The 17,461-nt window shown below is 63.2% G+C and carries 15 protein-coding genes; 12 read left to right on the top strand and 3 right to left on the bottom strand.

All coding sequences use genetic code 11. The features are described 5' to 3' along the window. On the top strand, positions 1-866 hold an 866-nt coding region (locus C495_RS13940), incomplete at its 5' end, for an aminotransferase class III-fold pyridoxal phosphate-dependent enzyme (RefSeq protein WP_008163990.1). A gap of 142 nt (positions 867-1,008) precedes the next feature. Here C495_RS13940 and purD read toward each other — a convergent pair. Beyond that, entirely contained in the window at positions 1,009-2,301 is a 1,293-nt protein-coding gene (gene purD / locus C495_RS13935) for a phosphoribosylamine--glycine ligase (protein ID WP_008163989.1), read from the bottom strand. A gap of 140 nt (positions 2,302-2,441) precedes the next feature. Here purD and C495_RS13930 point away from each other — a divergent pair, with 140 nt between their 5' ends. The 10 genes from C495_RS13930 (at position 2,442) to C495_RS13885 (ending at position 14,273) form a co-directional block, all read left to right on the top strand. Next, positions 2,442-3,266 carry a hypothetical protein gene (locus C495_RS13930; protein WP_008163988.1) on the top strand — a complete coding sequence of 275 codons (825 nt, stop codon included), beginning with the start codon at positions 2,442-2,444 and terminating at the stop codon, positions 3,264-3,266. Positions 3,267-3,497: 231 nt separating this feature from the next. Beyond that, the gene (locus tag C495_RS13925) at positions 3,498-4,961 is read left to right on the top strand and encodes a DUF6498-containing protein (protein WP_008163987.1); all 1,464 of its coding nucleotides are present in this window, start codon (positions 3,498-3,500) and stop codon (positions 4,959-4,961) included. Between the two features lie 114 nt (positions 4,962-5,075). Beyond that, positions 5,076-5,417, top strand: coding sequence for a winged helix-turn-helix domain-containing protein (locus C495_RS13920; protein ID WP_008163986.1), 342 nt, complete (start codon positions 5,076-5,078; stop codon positions 5,415-5,417). A gap of 2 nt (positions 5,418-5,419) precedes the next feature. Further along, positions 5,420-5,716 carry a DUF7521 family protein gene (locus C495_RS13915; protein WP_006065584.1) on the top strand — a complete coding sequence of 99 codons (297 nt, stop codon included), beginning with the start codon at positions 5,420-5,422 and terminating at the stop codon, positions 5,714-5,716. Between the two features lie 138 nt (positions 5,717-5,854). Further along, positions 5,855-6,889: a CPBP family intramembrane glutamic endopeptidase gene (locus tag C495_RS13910; protein WP_008163985.1), complete on the top strand. Its 1,035-nt coding sequence runs from the start codon at positions 5,855-5,857 to the stop codon at positions 6,887-6,889. A 51-nt stretch (positions 6,890-6,940) separates the two neighbouring features. Further along, a complete protein-coding gene (locus tag C495_RS13905; RefSeq protein WP_008163984.1) occupies positions 6,941-7,243 on the top strand; it encodes a hypothetical protein in 303 nt (100 codons plus the stop codon). A 186-nt stretch (positions 7,244-7,429) separates the two neighbouring features. Next, a complete protein-coding gene (gene thyA / locus C495_RS13900) occupies positions 7,430-8,446 on the top strand; it encodes a thymidylate synthase (protein ID WP_008163983.1) in 1,017 nt (338 codons plus the stop codon). After that, on the top strand, positions 8,443-8,976 hold the full coding sequence (locus tag C495_RS13895; RefSeq protein ID WP_008163982.1) for a dihydrofolate reductase: 534 nt from the start codon (positions 8,443-8,445) through the stop codon (positions 8,974-8,976). Before thyA ends, C495_RS13895 begins: the two co-directional genes overlap by 4 nt. Positions 8,977-9,243: 267 nt before the next feature. Further along, on the top strand, positions 9,244-11,979 hold the full coding sequence (acnA, locus tag C495_RS13890) for an aconitate hydratase AcnA (protein WP_008163980.1): 2,736 nt from the start codon (positions 9,244-9,246) through the stop codon (positions 11,977-11,979). Between the two features lie 110 nt (positions 11,980-12,089). Further along, positions 12,090-14,273, top strand: coding sequence for a thioredoxin domain-containing protein (locus C495_RS13885; RefSeq protein WP_008163978.1), 2,184 nt, complete (start codon positions 12,090-12,092; stop codon positions 14,271-14,273). Positions 14,274-14,323: 50 nt separating this feature from the next. On the opposite strand, the gene C495_RS13880 is transcribed toward C495_RS13885, so the two are convergent. Together C495_RS13880 and C495_RS13875 are read right to left on the bottom strand one after the other, a co-directional pair. Further along, positions 14,324-14,695: a TlpA family protein disulfide reductase gene (locus C495_RS13880; RefSeq protein ID WP_049890361.1), complete on the bottom strand. Its 372-nt coding sequence runs from the start codon at positions 14,693-14,695 to the stop codon at positions 14,324-14,326. Between the two features lie 211 nt (positions 14,696-14,906). Then, a complete protein-coding gene (locus C495_RS13875) occupies positions 14,907-16,547 on the bottom strand; it encodes a globin-coupled sensor protein (RefSeq protein WP_241430610.1) in 1,641 nt (546 codons plus the stop codon). A 292-nt stretch (positions 16,548-16,839) separates the two neighbouring features. Between C495_RS13875 and C495_RS13870 the strand changes: the two genes are divergently transcribed. Further along, the coding region (locus C495_RS13870; RefSeq protein WP_008163973.1) for a PLP-dependent cysteine synthase family protein at positions 16,840-17,461 on the top strand (622 nt) is incomplete at its 3' end.

Here is a 17,461-nt window from a genome sequence, read left to right as displayed (position 1 = left end):
CCTTCGACGGGGCCTTCCACGGCCGCACGCTCGGCGCGCTCTCGCTCAATCGGTCGAAGACCGTCCATCGCCGTGGCTTTCCCGAAGTGCCCGGAGTGATCAGTCTCCCCTATCCAGCGACACAAGACGAGTACGAGCGCCGCTGGCTCACCGACGGCCCCGGCGGCAACGTCGTCGCTGATAGGCTCCACCCGGATCGCGGCGTGATCGACCCCGACGAGGTCGCCTTCCTCATCCTCGAGCCGATCCAGGGCGAAGGCGGCTACCGAGTCGCACACCCCGAGTTCGCCCGCGACCTCGAGGCGCTGCGCGAGCGCTACGACCTTCGGATCGTCGCCGACGAGATCCAGTCAGGACTCGGCCGCACGGGCGAGCTGTGGGCGATCGACCACCTCGATCTCACACCCGATGTCATCACCAGCGCGAAGGGGCTGCGTGTCGGTGCGACGATCGCCCGCTCTGAGCTGTTCCCCGCGGAGACGGGACGGCTCTCCTCGACGTGGGGCGCTGGCGACCTGCTCGCCGCGATGCAGGGCGTGCTCACGATCGACATCATTCACGAACAGGGCCTCCTCGAGAACGTCCGAACCCGCGGACAGCACCTTCTCGATCGACTCGAGGACCTCGAGTCCGAGTCCATCGTCGACGTCCGCGGTCGTGGACTGATGCTCGCCGTCGAGTTCGACACCGAAACGCGTCGTGACGCCGTCCTCGAGGCGGCGTTCTCCCGCGGTCTGTTGACGCTTGGCTGTGGATACAAAACGCTGCGACTGCTGCCACCGCTCGACGTTACCGAGCGAGAGATTGACCTCGGCGTGCGGTTGCTTGTCGAGTCGATCGAGGCCGTCACACCGTCGGATTCCTGATACTGCCGGACAACACGATTGACGCACCGATCGCACGCGAACGGTTGTTGCCGAAGGCGACGAGCCGTGAGACGCAATCGGGCGTGTACTGACTTCTGTCCGACAGTATGAGAACCCCCTCCAAAAAACGCAGCTGCAGCCGTTACTCGCCGCGAAGCTCGTTCATGTGGTCGATTCGGCGCTGGACGAGGTCGGCTTTCCCGATGTCGTGGCGCATGTGCAGGCCCTCGTCGCCGGCGACCGCGAGGGCGTCCTCGGCGATTGCCTCGGCCTCGCTGATCGAATCGGCGACGCCGACAACGGCGAACGAGCGGGAGGTCGTCGTGTAGATGCCGTCGTCGCGCTCGTCGACGCTGGCGTAGTACAGCAGGGCGTCGCCGGCGCTCTCTTCATCAACCTGGACTTTCGCACCGGCTTCGGGGTCCGTTGGGTAGCCCTCGGGCACGGCATACTTACAGACCGTCGCCTGGGAGGCAAAGTCGAGTGCCGGCGGGGCCTCGCCGTCACGCGCAGCCGTGAGCACGTCGAGGAACGCCGTCTCGAGGACGGGCAGCGTGTTCATCGCTTCGGGGTCGCCGAAGCGAGCGTTGAATTCGATGACCTTCGGGCCCTCGCTCGTGAGCATGAACTGGCCGTAGAGGATGCCGCGGTAATCGTCTAAGGCGTCGACGGTGGCCTCGATGATCGAGACAGCTTCGTCGTAGTCCTCGTCGGTCATGAAGGGCAGGGACGGGGTCGCATCGGAGTAGCTGCCCATCCCGCCCGTGTTCGGTCCCTCGTCGCCCTCGTAGGCGCGTTTGTGGTCCTGCACCGCGGGTGCAGTCTCGAACGCGCCGTTGGCGACGAAGGCCTGAATCGTCACTTCCTCGCCGATCAGGCGTTCCTCGAGGACGATCCGATCGTAGTCGGAGTCGCGGATGTACTCCTTGCCCTCCTCGGGGGTGACCTGATCGCCGATGACCTTGACACCCTTGCCGCCCGTGAGGCCGGCGGGCTTGATCGCGAGGTCGCCGTTGTACTCGTCGATAAAGTCACAGGCCGCGTCCATGTCGTCGAACGTCTCGAAGTCCGGACAGCCGGGGATGTCGTTTTCGGACATGAAGCGGCGCTGGAACGCCTTGTCCGTCTCGATACGGGCGTCGTCGGCTTTCGGCCCGAACGCGTAGATGCCCGCGTCCTCGAGTGCGTCTGCGACGCCGGCGTCGAGCGGTGCCTCGGGGCCGACGACAGCGAGCGTCGCCTCGACGGCCTCGGCGTAGTCGACGACCGCGTCCGGGTCGGTCGTCTCGAGCGTTTCGAACCCGGCCGCGATTCGGGCGATGCCCGGGTTTTTGTTGCCGGCACAGGCATAGAGGTCGGCCTCACTGTCCTCGAGTGCGCGAGCGATGGCGTGTTCGCGGCCACCGCCGCCGATCAGGAGTACGTTCTCTCGCATGGTCGATAGCGGAACGCACGAACCTGTAAGCGTTGCTCTTTCCTCGAGTGAAAGTATGCACGGCCGTGTGTACTCCGACGATCTGTCTTCCGATCGTGTTACCGGAACGTACACGTCTTCCGACTGTCAATTTTCGAAATATGCAACGCCGCTCGTTTCTCCAGACCCTTGCGACCGGCGGAATCCTGCTTTCTGCTGGCTGTGCTGAATCGGTTCCGTTTTCGACGACACGGCTAGATTCGAACGAAGTGTTCGACGGCTACCGGTACGAGGACCGTGACCTCGTCGTCGAGTTCCACGACGATGTCGATGTGAATCAAGCGATGCTCGCCGACTCGAGCATCGATGAGGAGTACGAAACCGTCGACCACCCTGGCGATTCCGTCCGGTTCCCGGTCGTCTTTCCCGACCGCCTCGAGTCGCGCGTCTCGCATTCGCTTCGTGTGAACGCCGAAACAGACCGAGGGTCGGCACGACTGGGTGTCGGACAGCCGGTTCACGCGTACGTCCACACCGTCGAGGCGCTTCCAGACGGCCGCGCGCGTCTCGAGATTGAGAGTCAGACGTCGGCCCCGGTGCTCGTCGGATTCGTCGGTATCTACGGCGACGTTCCGAACCCGGCGCTCGATCCCCAGAGCGACTCGTTCGATCACTCGTCCGTGCTCGGTCCGGGTGTCGTCGGCGCCGCCGCGAATCGACCGCTGTCCGAATTCAGAACCGATCTCGTCATCCCGCCGGAGGAAACGAGAGTGTTCGAGACGACGTACGCCCCGTTCGCATTTCCCGACGGGATCGACGCCGCGGACTGCAACGGCGACGAACGCACCGGTACCGTCGCGGTCGTTCACGGCTCCGGCGGCAGTGCCGCGTACACTTTCACGTACCGACTCGAGGGCGAGCCAGCGTCGCTCGAAGATGGGCTCGAGGCTGCGGCCTGTCCCGACACGACATCGGCTTCGGAGTAGCCAGTCGCTACACCTTGCCGAACCACTCTCGCTCGAACCGCTTGCGGAACTCGAGTACGAACGCGTGCCGATCGCCGGCCAGTCGACAGCCGGTCTCGGCATATTCTCGCGCAGGTAAACCAGATTCCCTCCGACGTGCTCGAGAGTCGGGCCATCGAAATCGTCGTCTGAGGCCGATAGACAGTTCAGAAAAGTTATGAAACTTGGCGACGATGGCGACGGCTACAGGCGATGAGTGCACCATCCACCCTCGAGTCCACCCATCCCCGGGCGGGGTTCGTCCCGATTCTGCTTGCGAACCTGCTTCCGCTCGTGGGCGTCCTCGCGTTCGGGTGGGACGCGGCGACGCTGGCGATGGTCTACGCACTCGAGGTGTTCCTGTCGTTCCCACTGGCAGCGGTAAAGGCGCTGTTCGCCCAGCAGCCGTCGAAAGTCGAAACGGACGAGAACGACCACAAGGACCCGACCGTCGCGGACGAACTGAAGGAGCGACGCGGCAGCGTGCAACTGGTTTCGTGGCTTCCGCCGATCTATCCGCGGAACGTCCCGTTCGTTAGCACCGTCTTCACCGGGTTCGCGTGGGTCGCAGTCGCCGTCGGGAGCATCCTCGCGACAGCGATTCCCGTCGCGGACGTCCTCACGCGACCCGAGGTTTTGGTGAGCATCCTCGCGCTGGTGGCCGCCAGCGCGGCTGACGGCTGGTTCGACTATATTCGTGGCGGCCGCTACGAGACGGTCTCCGCCTACGAGGTCGCCGAAACACACGTCGGACAGACGCTTTTCGTCGTGTTCGTCCTCATGGTGGTCACGATACCGGAGGACGTCAGCGGAGTGGCGCTGCTCGTCGGCTTCGTCGCCGCCAAGGTACTCGTCGAGTGGGCTTCCTTTCGCGCCGCCCACAGGGACGGCGGCCCGAACCGCATTCTCGGCTGGCTCGCCGGTCCCGACGATCCGACGGAGCCAACGGAGCCGCCGATTGTCCCCGACGGCGAGCCCACCGCTCGGTTTTCGACCGACAACACCGCCGTGCGCTACACTGCCGTCCAGCACACGCTGTTCAGGAGCCTCTTTTTCGCCCCCTGGATCGTCATCTCGTGGGTCGTCCTGCTCGCAGTTTTTACCGGCGACGGCACGCCCTTATCCGTCGTGGTCGCGACTGCTGTCGCGTTCGGCTCTTTGCTCCTGTTGCAACCCGCAGTGGAGTTTCTGAAGTTCGTCCTCAGATACGGCCCGCTCGAGTATCGGCGGTACGAGGACGACGACCGGGACGAGGACCGACTCGTCGCGTACGATACGTGGGTCGACGAACCGCAGTGGTCGGTCCCACTCCACGAGGTTCGGGACGTCACGGTCGTCCGCGATAATCTTCCGGATCACCTGCTCAACACCCGGACGTTCGCCGCGACGATCGGTTGGGGCGACGACGAGTTCGAACGCGATCTCGGGCCTGTCTCAGACGGCGAGGCGTTCGCAACGACGTTCGATTTGCTCGTTCGATCGACGGAATTGGAACCGATCGACCGACGGCTGGCTGGGGCTGCGGTCGCCCTCGCCGGGTGTGCCGTCTTCGGGTTCGTGCTAGCGGTCGCGGCCACGCCGTCGGTCGGGACAGTCATTCAGGGCGTGTACATCCTTCCGTTCGCGCTGGTTCCGGCGTGGGGACTCTGGCGACTGGCGTATCCGAGTGCGGAGTGACCCTGGTTCCAAGTGCTGGGTTCCGATGCGAGCCGAATTCGTTACTGACGTTCGCGACTTCAAATCCTGAAGCTGCGGGTTTTACCTTACGAACACGCAAACGATGTGTCAACTATGGGCGAGGACTGCGATGTCGAAACGATCGGAGGCGTTCTAGAAGATTCCGTCGCCCGTTCCATCCTTGTTCACGCCCGCACGGAATCGCTGTCGGCGAACGTCCTCGCCGACCGGTGTGACGTCTCGACGGTGACGATCTACCGGCGCCTCGAGACGCTTCGCGAGCACGACCTCGTCGTGGCATCGACGGTGCCAGAGCGCGACGGAAACCACTACAAGGTGTACCGGACGAACGTGCGTCGCCTGACCGTCGATCTCACCGACGACGGATTCGAGCTGAGTATCGAACGCACGGACACGGCCGCCGACCGATTCACCAGACTAATAGAGGAGATGTGAGCATGATCCCAACTATCGACCCGTCCATCGAAGCGATCGTACAGGGAAGCCTCTTTATCATCTTGACCATTCTCGGTCTCGCCATCATTTACCTCGCGTTTCAGGGCTATCGACGGAATCAGAGCCGACCGATGTTATTCCTCGCGCTCGGATTCGCCGCGATCATCGTCCCCGAACTCGCGATGACGGTCGTCACGCGACTCGTCGAGATTTCGCAGTTCTGGATCGTGACCACCTACCAGGTCACGAACGTCTTCGCGTTTTGCTGTATCCTCTATGCAATCACGATGGAACCGTGATTGCACTCGAGGCCGTGGCGGCCGCGTTGGCTGACTTCGCCGACAAGACTGACGGAGACGGAGCGGATTCGTAAGCGTTGATTCACCTTCTGAAGCCGCGATGGACGGTCTTTGGCAGTTAATCTGGTATTCGTACTCATGGCTGAATCGACTGTCGACAGGGAATCGAATCGATCCGCCAGCGACACGCTTCTGTACGGCTCGAGCGATACCCGCCTGCGCGCGACGTGGCGAGTACTCGCCCCGCTCGTCGTCGCCATCGCGCTCTACGTTACCGGTCACGCATTGCTCGAGACCGTCGTCACATCGGTTCTCGAGACCTGGATGAAGACGGGCGAAACCTCGGCAGTCGTCGCGACAGCGGGCTTTTTTATTGGGTTGTCGATCACGATCGCGCTCTCGGCGGTTGCGGGATTGCTCGTCGCCTCGCGGCTCGACCACCGACCCGTCTCGAGTTACGGCTTCGCCCGCTCCCGCGAGTGGATCGCCGACTTCGCCGCGGGCATCCTCATTGGCGTCGCCGCCAGTGCAGGAGCGGTCGGGTACCAGGCTGCTCGAGGAGATCTAACGCTCAGCGTATCGGTGACGGGTGTCGGCGTCGACTCAGCGGCGCTTGGTGGGCTCGTCCTCGTAGTGGTGCTGGTATTTCTCCTCGTCAACAACGTGTTCGAAGAAGTAGTTTTTCGCGCGATCCTCATCCCGAACGCGGCTGCGGGACTGTACGCTCGCTTCGGCTCGCGATCGATCGGCGCGACGGCGACGGTCGTCGTCGCGGTCGCGGTCAGCCTCCCCGTGTTCGGTGCGCTCCACGTTCTCGGCGGCGGTCTCGCGGCCATCGTTACGAGCGCGATCGGCGGGATTCTGTTCGCAACGGCCTACGTCCTCACCGGTCGACTGGGGTTGCCGATCGGCGTCCACTTCGGCGGCATCGCCGCCCTCAGCCTCGAGCAGCAACCGCTCGCCGCTGATCCCGAACTAACGCTGCCGTCGGTCGTCGTCGCCGAGTGGGTCGGAACCCCGTCGCTCCTCGTGAGCGTCGAGCTGTGGACCGTCAGGTTGCTCCTCGGCGTTGTGCTGGTCTGTGGCTGGGTGTACGCGACGTATGGCGATCTCTCGATCACCGAGCGAGTGCTCCCCGCCGACGCCGATTTCGACGCTGATCCGGACGGGTGAGCACTCGAGATGTCAGAAGAGTACTGATGGTGGAACGATCAGTTGATTCCGATGCTCGAGTGGTTCGGCGGGGTTTCGAACGTCGTCAATCTCACCATCCCGCTGTTCGGTCTGGCTCTCCTCGTGACCCTTCGAGAGATCACCGAGACGAATCGTAGCTGGCAGTACATCGCTGCCGCGTTTTGCTGCTGGGCGGGGGTTCGGCTCGTCATCGCTCTCCGGGACGGAACGCTCGTCGCCGTTCCTCGCCTCGTCGGAGCCAATCTCGCCGTCCTGTTGTTGGTCGGATTTTTTGTGCTGTTCTTCCGCGGTCTGTTCGACGTATGGCGGCTGCGAGACACAGCCACAACCTGACCCGAACGCGGCCGAGCGAACGAATTACGCGGCGGGGGTCGTCGATCCCTGCCGTACTCGTCGTCGGGAGGCGCAAGGGTCAAAGACGGTCTGGACAGCGTGATGAAAGTAGGACCGGTCGATACGAAGGCAGATTGAAACGTTAAGACTGGTGGGTTTTAGTTGCGGAATACGAATGCAGCGACAATGCAACAGTACCTCGAGTTAGTCGACACGGTCCTGTCCGATGGTACCTACAAGCCAAATCGGACCGGCGTCGACACGATTTCGTCGTTCAGCGAGCACTACGAGGTCGATCTCCAGGAGGGGTACCCCCTGCTGACGACCAAACAGATGGACGGCTACCGCTGGAACTCAATGCTGCACGAGGTGTGCTGGTATCTCTCCGGCGAGGAACACGTCAAAAACCTCCGCGAAGAGACCAAGATCTGGGACGCGTGGGCCGACGAAGAGGGGCGACTCGACACCGCCTACGGCCGGTTCTGGCGGCGGTATCCGATTCCCGACGACGACGCACAACTCGAGGGCGAAACGTGGCCCGACGAGGCCCACCGCTGGGTCACCGAAGAGGCAGACGGGCGGAAGACGTTCGACCAACTCCAGTACGTCGTCGACACCCTCTCGGACAGTCCGAACTCGCGTCGACTCGTTGTCAACGCCTGGCATCCTGCCAACGCGGCCGTCTCGACGCTGCCGCCGTGTCACTACTCGTTCGTCTTCAACGTTCAGGGCGACCGGCTGAACTGCCATCTCACCCAGCGCTCCGGTGATATCGCACTGGGGATTCCGTTCAATATCGCGGCCTACGCGCTCCTGACGAAGGTCGTCGCCCAGCAGACCGGCTTCGAACCCGGAACCTTCGCCCACACGGTCGTCGACGCCCACATCTACTGCGGCCGCGGCGCGCGCGGGGAGTGGTATGCCGACAATCTCGAGGCGCTGCAGTCCCGTCTGGCCGACGTCGACAAGCGTGCAGACTATCTCGCCGTCCGCGAGTGGCTCGAGACCAACGCGCCAGCCGAAGCCGAGGGTGACGAGCGACTCGACCACGTCCCCGGCCTGCTCGAGCAACTGTCCCGGGAGCCACTCGAGCGCCCGACGCTCGAGATCGGTGACGCATCGATCGACGAGCTGGCCTACGAGGACGTCGAGTTACAGGATTACGACTGCCACGACGGGCTCACGTTTTCGGTGGCCGAATGAGCGGGGAGGGCGACCTCGAGAGCGACCGCGAACTCGTCGGCATCGTTGCCGTCGCGGACAACGACGTTATCGGCAAGGACGACGAGATGCCCTGGCACATCCCCGCAGACTTGCAGCATTTCAAGGAGACGACGATGGACCACCCGGTCATCATGGGCCGGGTTACCTACGAGGGGATCCTCGAGGCGCTTGGCGAACCGCTGCCGGGGCGGACGACGATCGTCCTGACGAGTCGAGACCTCGAGACGCCCGAGAACGCCATCGTCGCGAACAGCCTCGAGGGCGCACTCGAGGCGGCCGACCGGGCGGCCCGCGAGCGCCACGACGACACTGACCGCGTGTTCATCGCCGGCGGCGCGACCGTCTACGAACAGTTCTTGCCCGCCCTCGACCGACTGATCGTCACCGAGGTTCACGAAGAACCCGACGGCGACACCGTGTTTCCTGACTGGGACCGGGAGTCGTTTCGGGTGGTTTCGCGTGACGAACGCGATGGGTTCGCGTTCGTGGAGTACGCCCGCCACGAGTGACCGAACTGGGGACTGTGACGGGCAGCGGGCTGTGTTTCAGGTGCCGGACACAGCGAGTGGGCGACAGCGCTCTCTCCGATTCGGCTCCAACTGCTGGCTGAAAATCACCGTCCGACAATCACGAAAGTGGTGTGGTATCAGGACACGCATTTTGGCGACCTGAGTGCCGATTCGTGCCACTCTAACACATGGGAATGGTGAATGGTATATAATGATTCTACAGCAGATTCTCGGGAGATTGAAAACCCCCCGGTTCGAAAGTCACCTATGGCAACCGATTCGTTCTCGGATGCGATCCGGGAATTCGAACACGATGGCGAGACGTACAAGATGGCCGACCTGACGGTCCTCGAGGAGGAGGGCCTCTGTGACCTCGAGAAACTGCCGGTGAGCATCCGGATTCTGCTCGAGTCGGTGCTTCGAAACGCCGACGGCGACCAGATCGACGCCGACTCGATCCGCGCGGCGGCGTCGTGGGAACCTGACGTGCCGGACGCCGAGGTTCCGTTTACGGTGTCGCGTGTCGTCCTGCAGGACCTGACGGGCGTGCCCGCAGTCGTCGACCTCGCAGCACTTCGCTCGGCAGCCGACCGCAAGGGCGTCGACCCGACGGTCGTCGAGCCCGAAGTCCCCTGTGACCTCGTGATCGACCACAGTGTGCAGGTCGACCACTTCGGCACCTCCGACGCCTACGAGAAAAACGTCGAGATCGAGTACGAGCGCAACGAAGAGCGCTATCGCGCGATCAAGTGGGCCCAGCAGGCGTTCGACGAGTTCAACGTGGTGCCCCCAGGAACCGGGATTGTCCACCAGGTCAACCTCGAGCACCTCGGCCGCGTCGTCCACGAGCGCGAAGTCGACGGCGAGCAGTGGCTCGTCCCCGACACGCTCGTTGGCACAGACAGCCACACCCCAATGATCGGCGGCATCGGTGTCGTCGGCTGGGGTGTCGGTGGCATCGAAGCCGAGGCCGCACTGCTCGGCCAGCCGATCAACATGAGCCTGCCGGAAGTCGTCGGTGTCCGCCTGTCGGGTGAACTCCCAGAGGGCGCAACCGCGACTGACCTCGTGCTCCACATCACCGAAAAGCTCCGCCAGGTCGGCGTCGTCGACAAGTTCGTCGAGTTCTTCGGCCCCGGCGTTGCCGAGCTGTCGGTCGCAGACCGTGCGACCATCTCGAACATGGCCCCTGAACAGGGCTCGACGATCAGTATGTTCCCCGTCGACGAGAAGACCCTCGAGTATCTCGAACTCACGGGTCGCGACGAGGACCACATCGATCTCGTTCGCGAGTACCTCGAGGCACAGGGCCTCTTCGGCAAGCAGGACCCCGAGTTCACCGAGGTCGTCGAGTTCGATCTCGGCGAAGTCGAGCCAAGCCTTGCCGGCCACAAGAAGCCCCACGCCCGTATCCCAATGGGCGATCTGGACGAACACTTCCCAACGCTGCTCGAGGAAGAGGGTGTCCTCCCATCGGGCGCTGCTGAAAGCGACGGCGGCCTCGTCGCCGAGCAGACTCCATCGCTCGACGAGAAGGTTCCCGTCGAACTCGAGGACGGCACCGAGATCGAGATCGGTCACGGCGACATCCTCGTCAGCGCGATCACGTCCTGTACGAACACCTCGAACCCGTCCGTGATGGTCGCGGCCGGTCTGCTCGCACGCAACGCCGCCGAGCAGGGTCTCGAAGTGCCTGAGTACGTTAAGACCAGCCTCGCACCCGGTAGCCGCGTCGTCACGGAGTATCTCGAGCGTGCGGAACTGCTCGATGACCTCGAAGAACTCGGCTACCACGTCGTCGGCTACGGCTGTACGACCTGTATCGGGAACGCCGGCCCACTGCCGGAGCCAGTCGAGGCAGCCATCGACGAGCACGACCTCTGGACGACGAGCGTCCTCTCGGGCAACCGGAACTTCGAAGCCCGTATCCACCCGAAGATCAAGGCCAACTACCTCGCCAGCCCACCGCTGGTCGTCGCCTACGGCCTCGCAGGTCGCATGGACATCGACCTCGAAGAGGAGCCAATCGGCACGAACGACGAGGGCGAGCCGGTCTTCCTCGAGGACATCTGGCCGGACACCGAAGAAGTCCGACAGACGATCCACGACAGCGTCTCCCCCGACATGTTCGAGGAGAAGTACTCGAGCATCTACGACGGCGACGAGCGCTGGGAATCGCTCGACGCCCCAACCGGCGAGGTCTACGACTGGGACCCAGAGTCGACGTACATCCGCGAGCCGCCGTTCTTCCAGGACTTCCCACTCGAGGAACCCGGCGTCGACAACGTCGAGGGCGCACGCGCGCTGTTGACACTCGGTGACACCGTCACGACCGACCACATCAGCCCCGCCGGGCCGTTCAGCGAGGACCTGCCCGCCGGACAGTGGCTCAAAGAGCGCGGCGTCGAACCGTACGAGTTCAACACGTACGGCTCCCGTCGTGGGAACCACGAAGTCATGATGCGTGGCACCTTCGCGAACGTCCGCATCAAAAACGAGCTGCTCGACGGCAAGGAGGGTGGCTACACAGTCCACCACCCAACCGGCGAGGAGACCACCGTCTTCGAAGCCTCCGAGCGCTACCGTGACGATGACACGCCGCTGATCGTCATGGCTGGCGAAGAGCTTGGAACCGGCTCGAGCCGTGACTGGGCCGCGAAAGGAACCGACCTGCTCGGTATCCGCGCGACCATCGGCAAGAGCTACGAGCGCATCTACCGTGACAACCTCATCGGCATGGGCGTCCTGCCCCTGCAGTTCCAGGACGGCGAGGGCTGGGAGGAACTCGGCCTCGAGGGCGACGAGCACTACTCCATCGAGGGTCTCGAGGACGGCCTCGAGCCAAACGCCGTGTTGACCGTCACCGCCGAGGACGACGACGGCGAGACCACCGAGTTCGACGTCACCGCACAGGTCGACACGCCGATGGCTGTCGAGTACGTCGAGAACGGTGGCGTGCTCCACCTCGTGCTCCGCAAACTGCTTCAGGAAGAGACGGCCTAACGGACTCGAGTCGACACGTCGAACCACCGCGAGCGATTTTTTGACGCCGATACCGGCACACGAGTCGGTCGTACGTCGGGCTTTTACAACTCCCACCCATAGCCGAGCGTATGTCTACCCCGACCGAACGGAACCGCCTCGACGAGGAGGAGAGTCCGTATCTGCGCCAGCACGCGGACAACCCCGTTAACTGGCAGCCGTGGGACGAACAGGCTCTCGAGACGGCACGAGAACACGACGTCCCGATTTTCCTCTCGATTGGCTACTCGGCGTGTCACTGGTGTCACGTCATGGAAGATGAGAGTTTCGCCGACGATGAGGTCGCCGAACTGCTCAACGAGAACTTCGTGCCGATCAAAGTCGACCGCGAGGAGCGCCCCGACGTCGACAGCATCTACATGACCGTCTGCCAGCTCGTCACCAGCCGAGGCGGCTGGCCGCTCTCGGCGTGGCTCACGCCCGAGGGCAAACCGTTCCACATCGGGACCTACTTCCCCAAGGAATCGAAACGCGGCCAGCCCGGTTTCCTCGATATCCTCGAGCGCCTCGCCGAGACGTGGGAAACGGATCGCGAGGAGGTTGAAAACCGCGCCCAGCAGTGGACCGACGCGGCGACGGACCAACTCGAGGAGACCCCCGACACCGTCGCCGCTGCCGAGCCGCCCTCGAGCGACGTGCTCGAGACGGCAGCCGACACAGCACTTCGCAGCGCCGACCGCCAGTACGGCGGCTTCGGCTCCGGCGGGCCGAAGTTCCCACAGCCCTCCAGACTCCGAGTGCTCGCCCGCGCGTTCGATCGGACGGGTCAAAGCGAGTATCTCGAGGTGCTCGAGGAATCGCTCGACGCGATGATCGACGGCGGCCTCTACGACCACGTCGGCGGCGGCTTTCACCGATACTGCGTCGACCGGGACTGGACGGTCCCCCACTTCGAGAAGATGCTGTACGACAACGCCGAGATTCCCCGCGCCCTGCTTGCGGGCTATCAGCTCACGGGCGAAGAGCGCTACGCCGAGACCGTCGCCGAGACCCTCGCGTTCGTCGACCGCGAGCTGACCCACGACGACGGTGGGTTCTTCAGCACGCTCGACGCTCAGAGCAAGGACCCGGAGACGGGCGAGCGCGAGGAAGGCGCGTTCTTCGTCTGGACGCCCGAGGAAGTCAGCGAGGTGCTCGAGGACCAGACCACTGCAGAGCTCTTCTGCGAACGCTACGATATTACCGAATCGGGCAACTTCGAAGGGCAGAATCAGCCGAATCGTGTACAGTCTATCTCGAGTCTCGCCGAGGCGTTCGACCTCGAGGAGCAGGAGGTCGAAACGCGACTCGAGGCCGCTCGCGAACGGCTGTTCGAGGCCCGCGAGCAGCGGCCGCGACCGAACCGCGACGAGAAGGTCCTCGCAAGTTGGAACGGCTTGATGATCGCGACCTACGCCGAGGCAGCGCTGGTGCTGGGCGACGACGAATATGCCGAGACCGCTGTCGACGCCCTCGAGTTCGTCCGGGACCGACTCTGGGACGCCGACGAAAAGCGACTGTCGCGACGGTATAAGGACGGGGACGTCGCCGTCGATGGCTATCTCGAGGACTACGCGTTCCTCGCGCGCGCCGCGGTGGGCTGTTATGAGGCCACCGGCGAGGTCGACCACCTCGCCTTTGCACTCGAGTTAGCTCGCACTATCGAAGCGGAGTTCTGGGACGCCGAGGCCGGGACGCTGTACTTCACCCCCGAAAGCGGCGAGTCGCTGGTCACGCGGCCACAGGAATTGAACGACCAGTCGACGCCCTCGGCAGCCGGCGTCGCCGTCGAAACACTGCTCGCGCTTGACCGCTTCGCCGTCGACAGCGAAGAATTCGAGGCGATCGCGTCGACCGTCCTCGAGACCCACGCTAACCGCATCGAGGCGAACCCGCTCCAGCACGCCTCGCTCTGTCTGGCCGCCGATCGGCTCGAGTCGGGTGCCCTCGAGATCACCGTCGCCGCCGACGAACTGCCCGACGCGTGGCGCGACCGCTTTGCCGAGACGTACCACCCCGACCGACTGTTCGCGCTTCGGCCGCCGACCGACGACGGCCTCGAGGCGTGGCTCGAGCAGTTAGGACTCGCGGATGCGCCGGCGATCTGGGCCGGCCGCGAGGCGCGTGACGGCGAGCCGACGTTGTACGTCTGTCGCGGCCGGACGTGTTCGCCGCCGACGAACGACGTCGAAGACGCCCTCGAGTGGCTGGGTGAGAATACGAGCGCGACCACAGCTGACGAGACGACAAGCGACGGACCCGAAAGTCCGTTCTAACGCCGACACATCGGCGTCGAAAAATCCGCGTCGAAACCGTTTCGGGCCGGTTACAGCTCTTTGTCAAGTTGCTCGGCGAGCCAGATGGCCGGCGGCAGGTCCTCCGACTCGACAAATCGGACGACTTCCTCGCCATCGTCGGTTTCGACGACGACCGTCGGAATGTACTCGATGTCGTACTCCTCGACACCGGGACCCTGCTTGTCTTTATCGAGGGCGATCTCTTCGATTCGCTCGTCGGGAACCTCGGCGGCTTGTAGTGCCGCACCCAGGTCAGGCAGCAGCTTCCGACAGTCCTTACACCAGTCGCCGCCCCAAACTTTGTAGGTCAGTTCGTCGTTGTGCGCCGTGAGCGTGTCGACAGCGTCCTCGTAGGAGGCGGCGTCCCACGTCGGATTCGGCTGCATGGTCTCGAGACTCATACCCGCCGGTAGCGTGTCCGGCGGCTTAACCGTCCTGTTTCCCCCAGCGTTTGATGGGACCTCGAGTTCGAGCTTGCCACTCCACGTCTGATCACGGTGTCGTCGTTCAATCGGGCGTGAGTCGGCTCATACGGCCTGTGGTCCCGATATCCCGACGAGTTCCGGCGGGATTGGCGGGACCTGACGACAGCAGTCGGTATCAGTCGTTACACTATCCCGTCTGCTGGTCGTAGCGAACGGTCTGCTGTTGGCTTTCTTCGCTGAGTTCCGTCAGGACGCTTTCGATCATCTCCACTTTCGAGAACTGCTCTTCGATCTCGCCGGTGACGGTCTCGACATCGTTGTTGATCGACTGTGCTTCGTCGTCGATCGTCTCGATTCGGGTTGCCATCTCCTGTGTGCTCGAGGCCTGGGCGTCGATGAGCGACGAGAGTTCGTCGACATCGAGCATGAACTCGCTTGTGCTCTCACGGACGTCGCCGAGGTCGTCGGTTAGTTCCGACAGTTCCTGCTGACTGGTGTCGACCCGTTGTTGGTTCGCCTCGATCGAACTGAGCGTTTCTTCGGCCCGCTTGCGGAGCGTTTCAACCCGCTCGTCGATCTGTTTCGTTCGGCGTGTCATCTGCTCGGAGAGCTCCTGGAACTGGTCGGCGACGACGTTGAAGTTCCCGGTCTCCCCCGACCGCTTGGACTCGACGTTCGCGTTGACGGCGACCATCCGCGTCTTCTCTGCGGTGTCTGCGATCTCGTCGTTGAGCGTCTCGATCTCGGCGACGATCGATTTGAACGCGTCGACCTCCTCGCGAATGTCGGCTTCGGACTCGCGCAGTTCGACCACCGACTCTGTTGCCTGTTCGCAGTGGTCCTCGCTGCTTTCGACGGCGTTGAGCAGTTCGTCGTCACGGCCAGCGATCGTATCGGTCGTCGTCGACAGTTCCTCGACCGAGGCGCTGATGTCTTGCATCTCCGACGACGCCTGTCGAGTCTGTTGGGACTGTTCGGTGACGGAGGTGCTGATGTCGTCGACGCTGGTCGCGATCGCCTCACCCGCCATTGAAATATCTTGCAGCGCGTGGGAAACTCTATTCGTAACGTCTTGCTGGTGGTCTAACAGCTCCTCGACGTTGGCGTAGGAGTCGATGTACGTGTCGATCGCAACCTGCATGTCCAGATTGATGATCTTCAACAGCGAGTGGAGTTCGTCGATCCGCTCGTCGATCCGTACCGAGAGTTCGTCCTCGAGTTCCGCTATCGTCGTCTCGAACGCCTCGTCGTCATCGCCGTCGTCACCGCCACGACCGAGCAGCGACGACAGTCGGCCGCCGCTGACGTCCTCGTCGTCTCGAAGCTCCGATTGGCGCTCGATTGCCTCCCTGATCGCTGCTGAAATGTCGTCCTGTATCTGCTCGGAGATGATCGGCAGTAGAAGGTTGTAGTAGATGCCGTACTGGCCGATGTAGTGTTTCACCGGCATCTCGAGCATGTCGTGGAGCTTCCCGATCCGGGCCCGGTTTTGGAAGTACTCCTGGTCGTACGATCCCGTCGCAAGCGTCACCAGATACATCTGTTGGGACCATTTGAGCTGCTCGATGCTCCGTGGTGAGCGGTCGAGAATCTCCAGCACCTGTGGGTTGTCTTCGATTTTCTCGTAGAACATGTCCGCAACGTCGTCGCCACGCCGGGTGAACGTCTCTTCGTACCGGCGTAACCGCTCGACGTCGTCGTCTGAAAACTCAATGAACTGCTTTCGCCACTCAATCTCGTTCTCGGAAAGCCCAATTCGATCGACGAGTTCCGTCGCGTCGACCCCACTGCTGTACCCCACGGACCCGAACTGCTGGGACCTATTCATGTTGATTAATATGATTGTATTGGTAAAACTGTGATGGCCACTTAGGAAGGGAACGGCCGGTTATGGCGAGATCAATCCTCCCGTATACGTCAATTTAGATGGCCTAAAACCCGCTATTCGACTATTGTGGGTCTCGGGGCTGCTGGCAAGCGGTCGTCGCCACTGACCGTCACTGCAAACCACCGCGGACGATGGCTGTGGAATGCGTGTGCTCGCCGATCCAGCCGTCACGGGAACAGCACCGTTTTTGCTACAGCAAACAGTATACGTCTCGACTGTTTAGCGATCCGTAATGAAGGGAAGCATTCTGGACACGATCGGCTCGCCGCTCGTCCGGGTCGATTCGCCGGCGGGCGTGACCGTCGCCGCGAAGATCGAATCCTTCAATCCCGGCGGCTCGGCGAAAGATCGTCCGGCCCTCGAGATGATTCGATCGGCCGAACGTGACGGCGTGATCGAGCCCGGTGACTGGCTCGTCGAACCCACCAGCGGCAACACGGGAATCGGTCTCGCGCTGGTCTGTGCCGCCCGAGACTACGACCTGACGATCGTCATGCCGGCGAGCAAGTCCAAAGAACGCCGCCAGATCATGGCTGCCTACGGGGCCGACCTCGAGTTGGTCGACGGCGACATGACAGCTGCCCGCGAGCGTGCCGACGAACTCGAAGCCGAGGGCGCAATCCAGCTCGGCCAGTTCGAGAACCCGGCGAACCCCGAGGCACACTACAAGACGACCGGTGAGGAGATCGTCGAGCAGGTCGGCGACCGCGAGATCGATGCCTTCGTCGCCGGTGTCGGCACCGGTGGGACGCTCTCGGGTACTGGCCGCCGCCTCCGCGAGGAGTTCCCTGACATGGAGATCATCGCCGTCGAACCCGAGCGCAACGCCTGTCTCTTATACACATCTCTGATGG

Origin of the sequence: Natronorubrum sulfidifaciens JCM 14089, assembly GCF_000337735.1 — an archaeon.
Taxonomy (GTDB): Archaea; Halobacteriota; Halobacteria; order Halobacteriales; family Natrialbaceae; genus Natronorubrum; species Natronorubrum sulfidifaciens.
Note: the sequence above shows the minus strand (reverse complement) of the source record. Positions and strands in the feature narration are given on the sequence as shown.

Excerpts from the sequence above, each read along its gene's own strand:
- C495_RS13875 (WP_241430610.1), bottom strand. The coding sequence starts at position 16,547 with ATGAATAGGTCCCAGCAGTTCGGGTCCGTGGGGTACAGCAGTGGGGTC.
- C495_RS13905 (WP_008163984.1), top strand. The coding sequence starts at position 6,941 with ATGCTCGAGTGGTTCGGCGGGGTTTCGAACGTCGTCAATCTCACCATC.
- C495_RS13880 (WP_049890361.1), bottom strand. The coding sequence starts at position 14,695 with ATGAGTCTCGAGACCATGCAGCCGAATCCGACGTGGGACGCCGCCTCC.
- C495_RS13920 (WP_008163986.1), top strand. The coding sequence starts at position 5,076 with ATGGGCGAGGACTGCGATGTCGAAACGATCGGAGGCGTTCTAGAAGAT.
- purD (WP_008163989.1), bottom strand. The coding sequence starts at position 2,301 with ATGCGAGAGAACGTACTCCTGATCGGCGGCGGTGGCCGCGAACACGCC.
- C495_RS13885 (WP_008163978.1), top strand. The coding sequence starts at position 12,090 with ATGTCTACCCCGACCGAACGGAACCGCCTCGACGAGGAGGAGAGTCCG.
- C495_RS13895 (WP_008163982.1), top strand. The coding sequence starts at position 8,443 with ATGAGCGGGGAGGGCGACCTCGAGAGCGACCGCGAACTCGTCGGCATC.
- acnA (WP_008163980.1), top strand. The coding sequence starts at position 9,244 with ATGGCAACCGATTCGTTCTCGGATGCGATCCGGGAATTCGAACACGAT.
- C495_RS13910 (WP_008163985.1), top strand. The coding sequence starts at position 5,855 with ATGGCTGAATCGACTGTCGACAGGGAATCGAATCGATCCGCCAGCGAC.
- C495_RS13925 (WP_008163987.1), top strand. The coding sequence starts at position 3,498 with ATGAGTGCACCATCCACCCTCGAGTCCACCCATCCCCGGGCGGGGTTC.
- C495_RS13915 (WP_006065584.1), top strand. The coding sequence starts at position 5,420 with ATGATCCCAACTATCGACCCGTCCATCGAAGCGATCGTACAGGGAAGC.
- thyA (WP_008163983.1), top strand. The coding sequence starts at position 7,430 with ATGCAACAGTACCTCGAGTTAGTCGACACGGTCCTGTCCGATGGTACC.
- C495_RS13930 (WP_008163988.1), top strand. The coding sequence starts at position 2,442 with ATGCAACGCCGCTCGTTTCTCCAGACCCTTGCGACCGGCGGAATCCTG.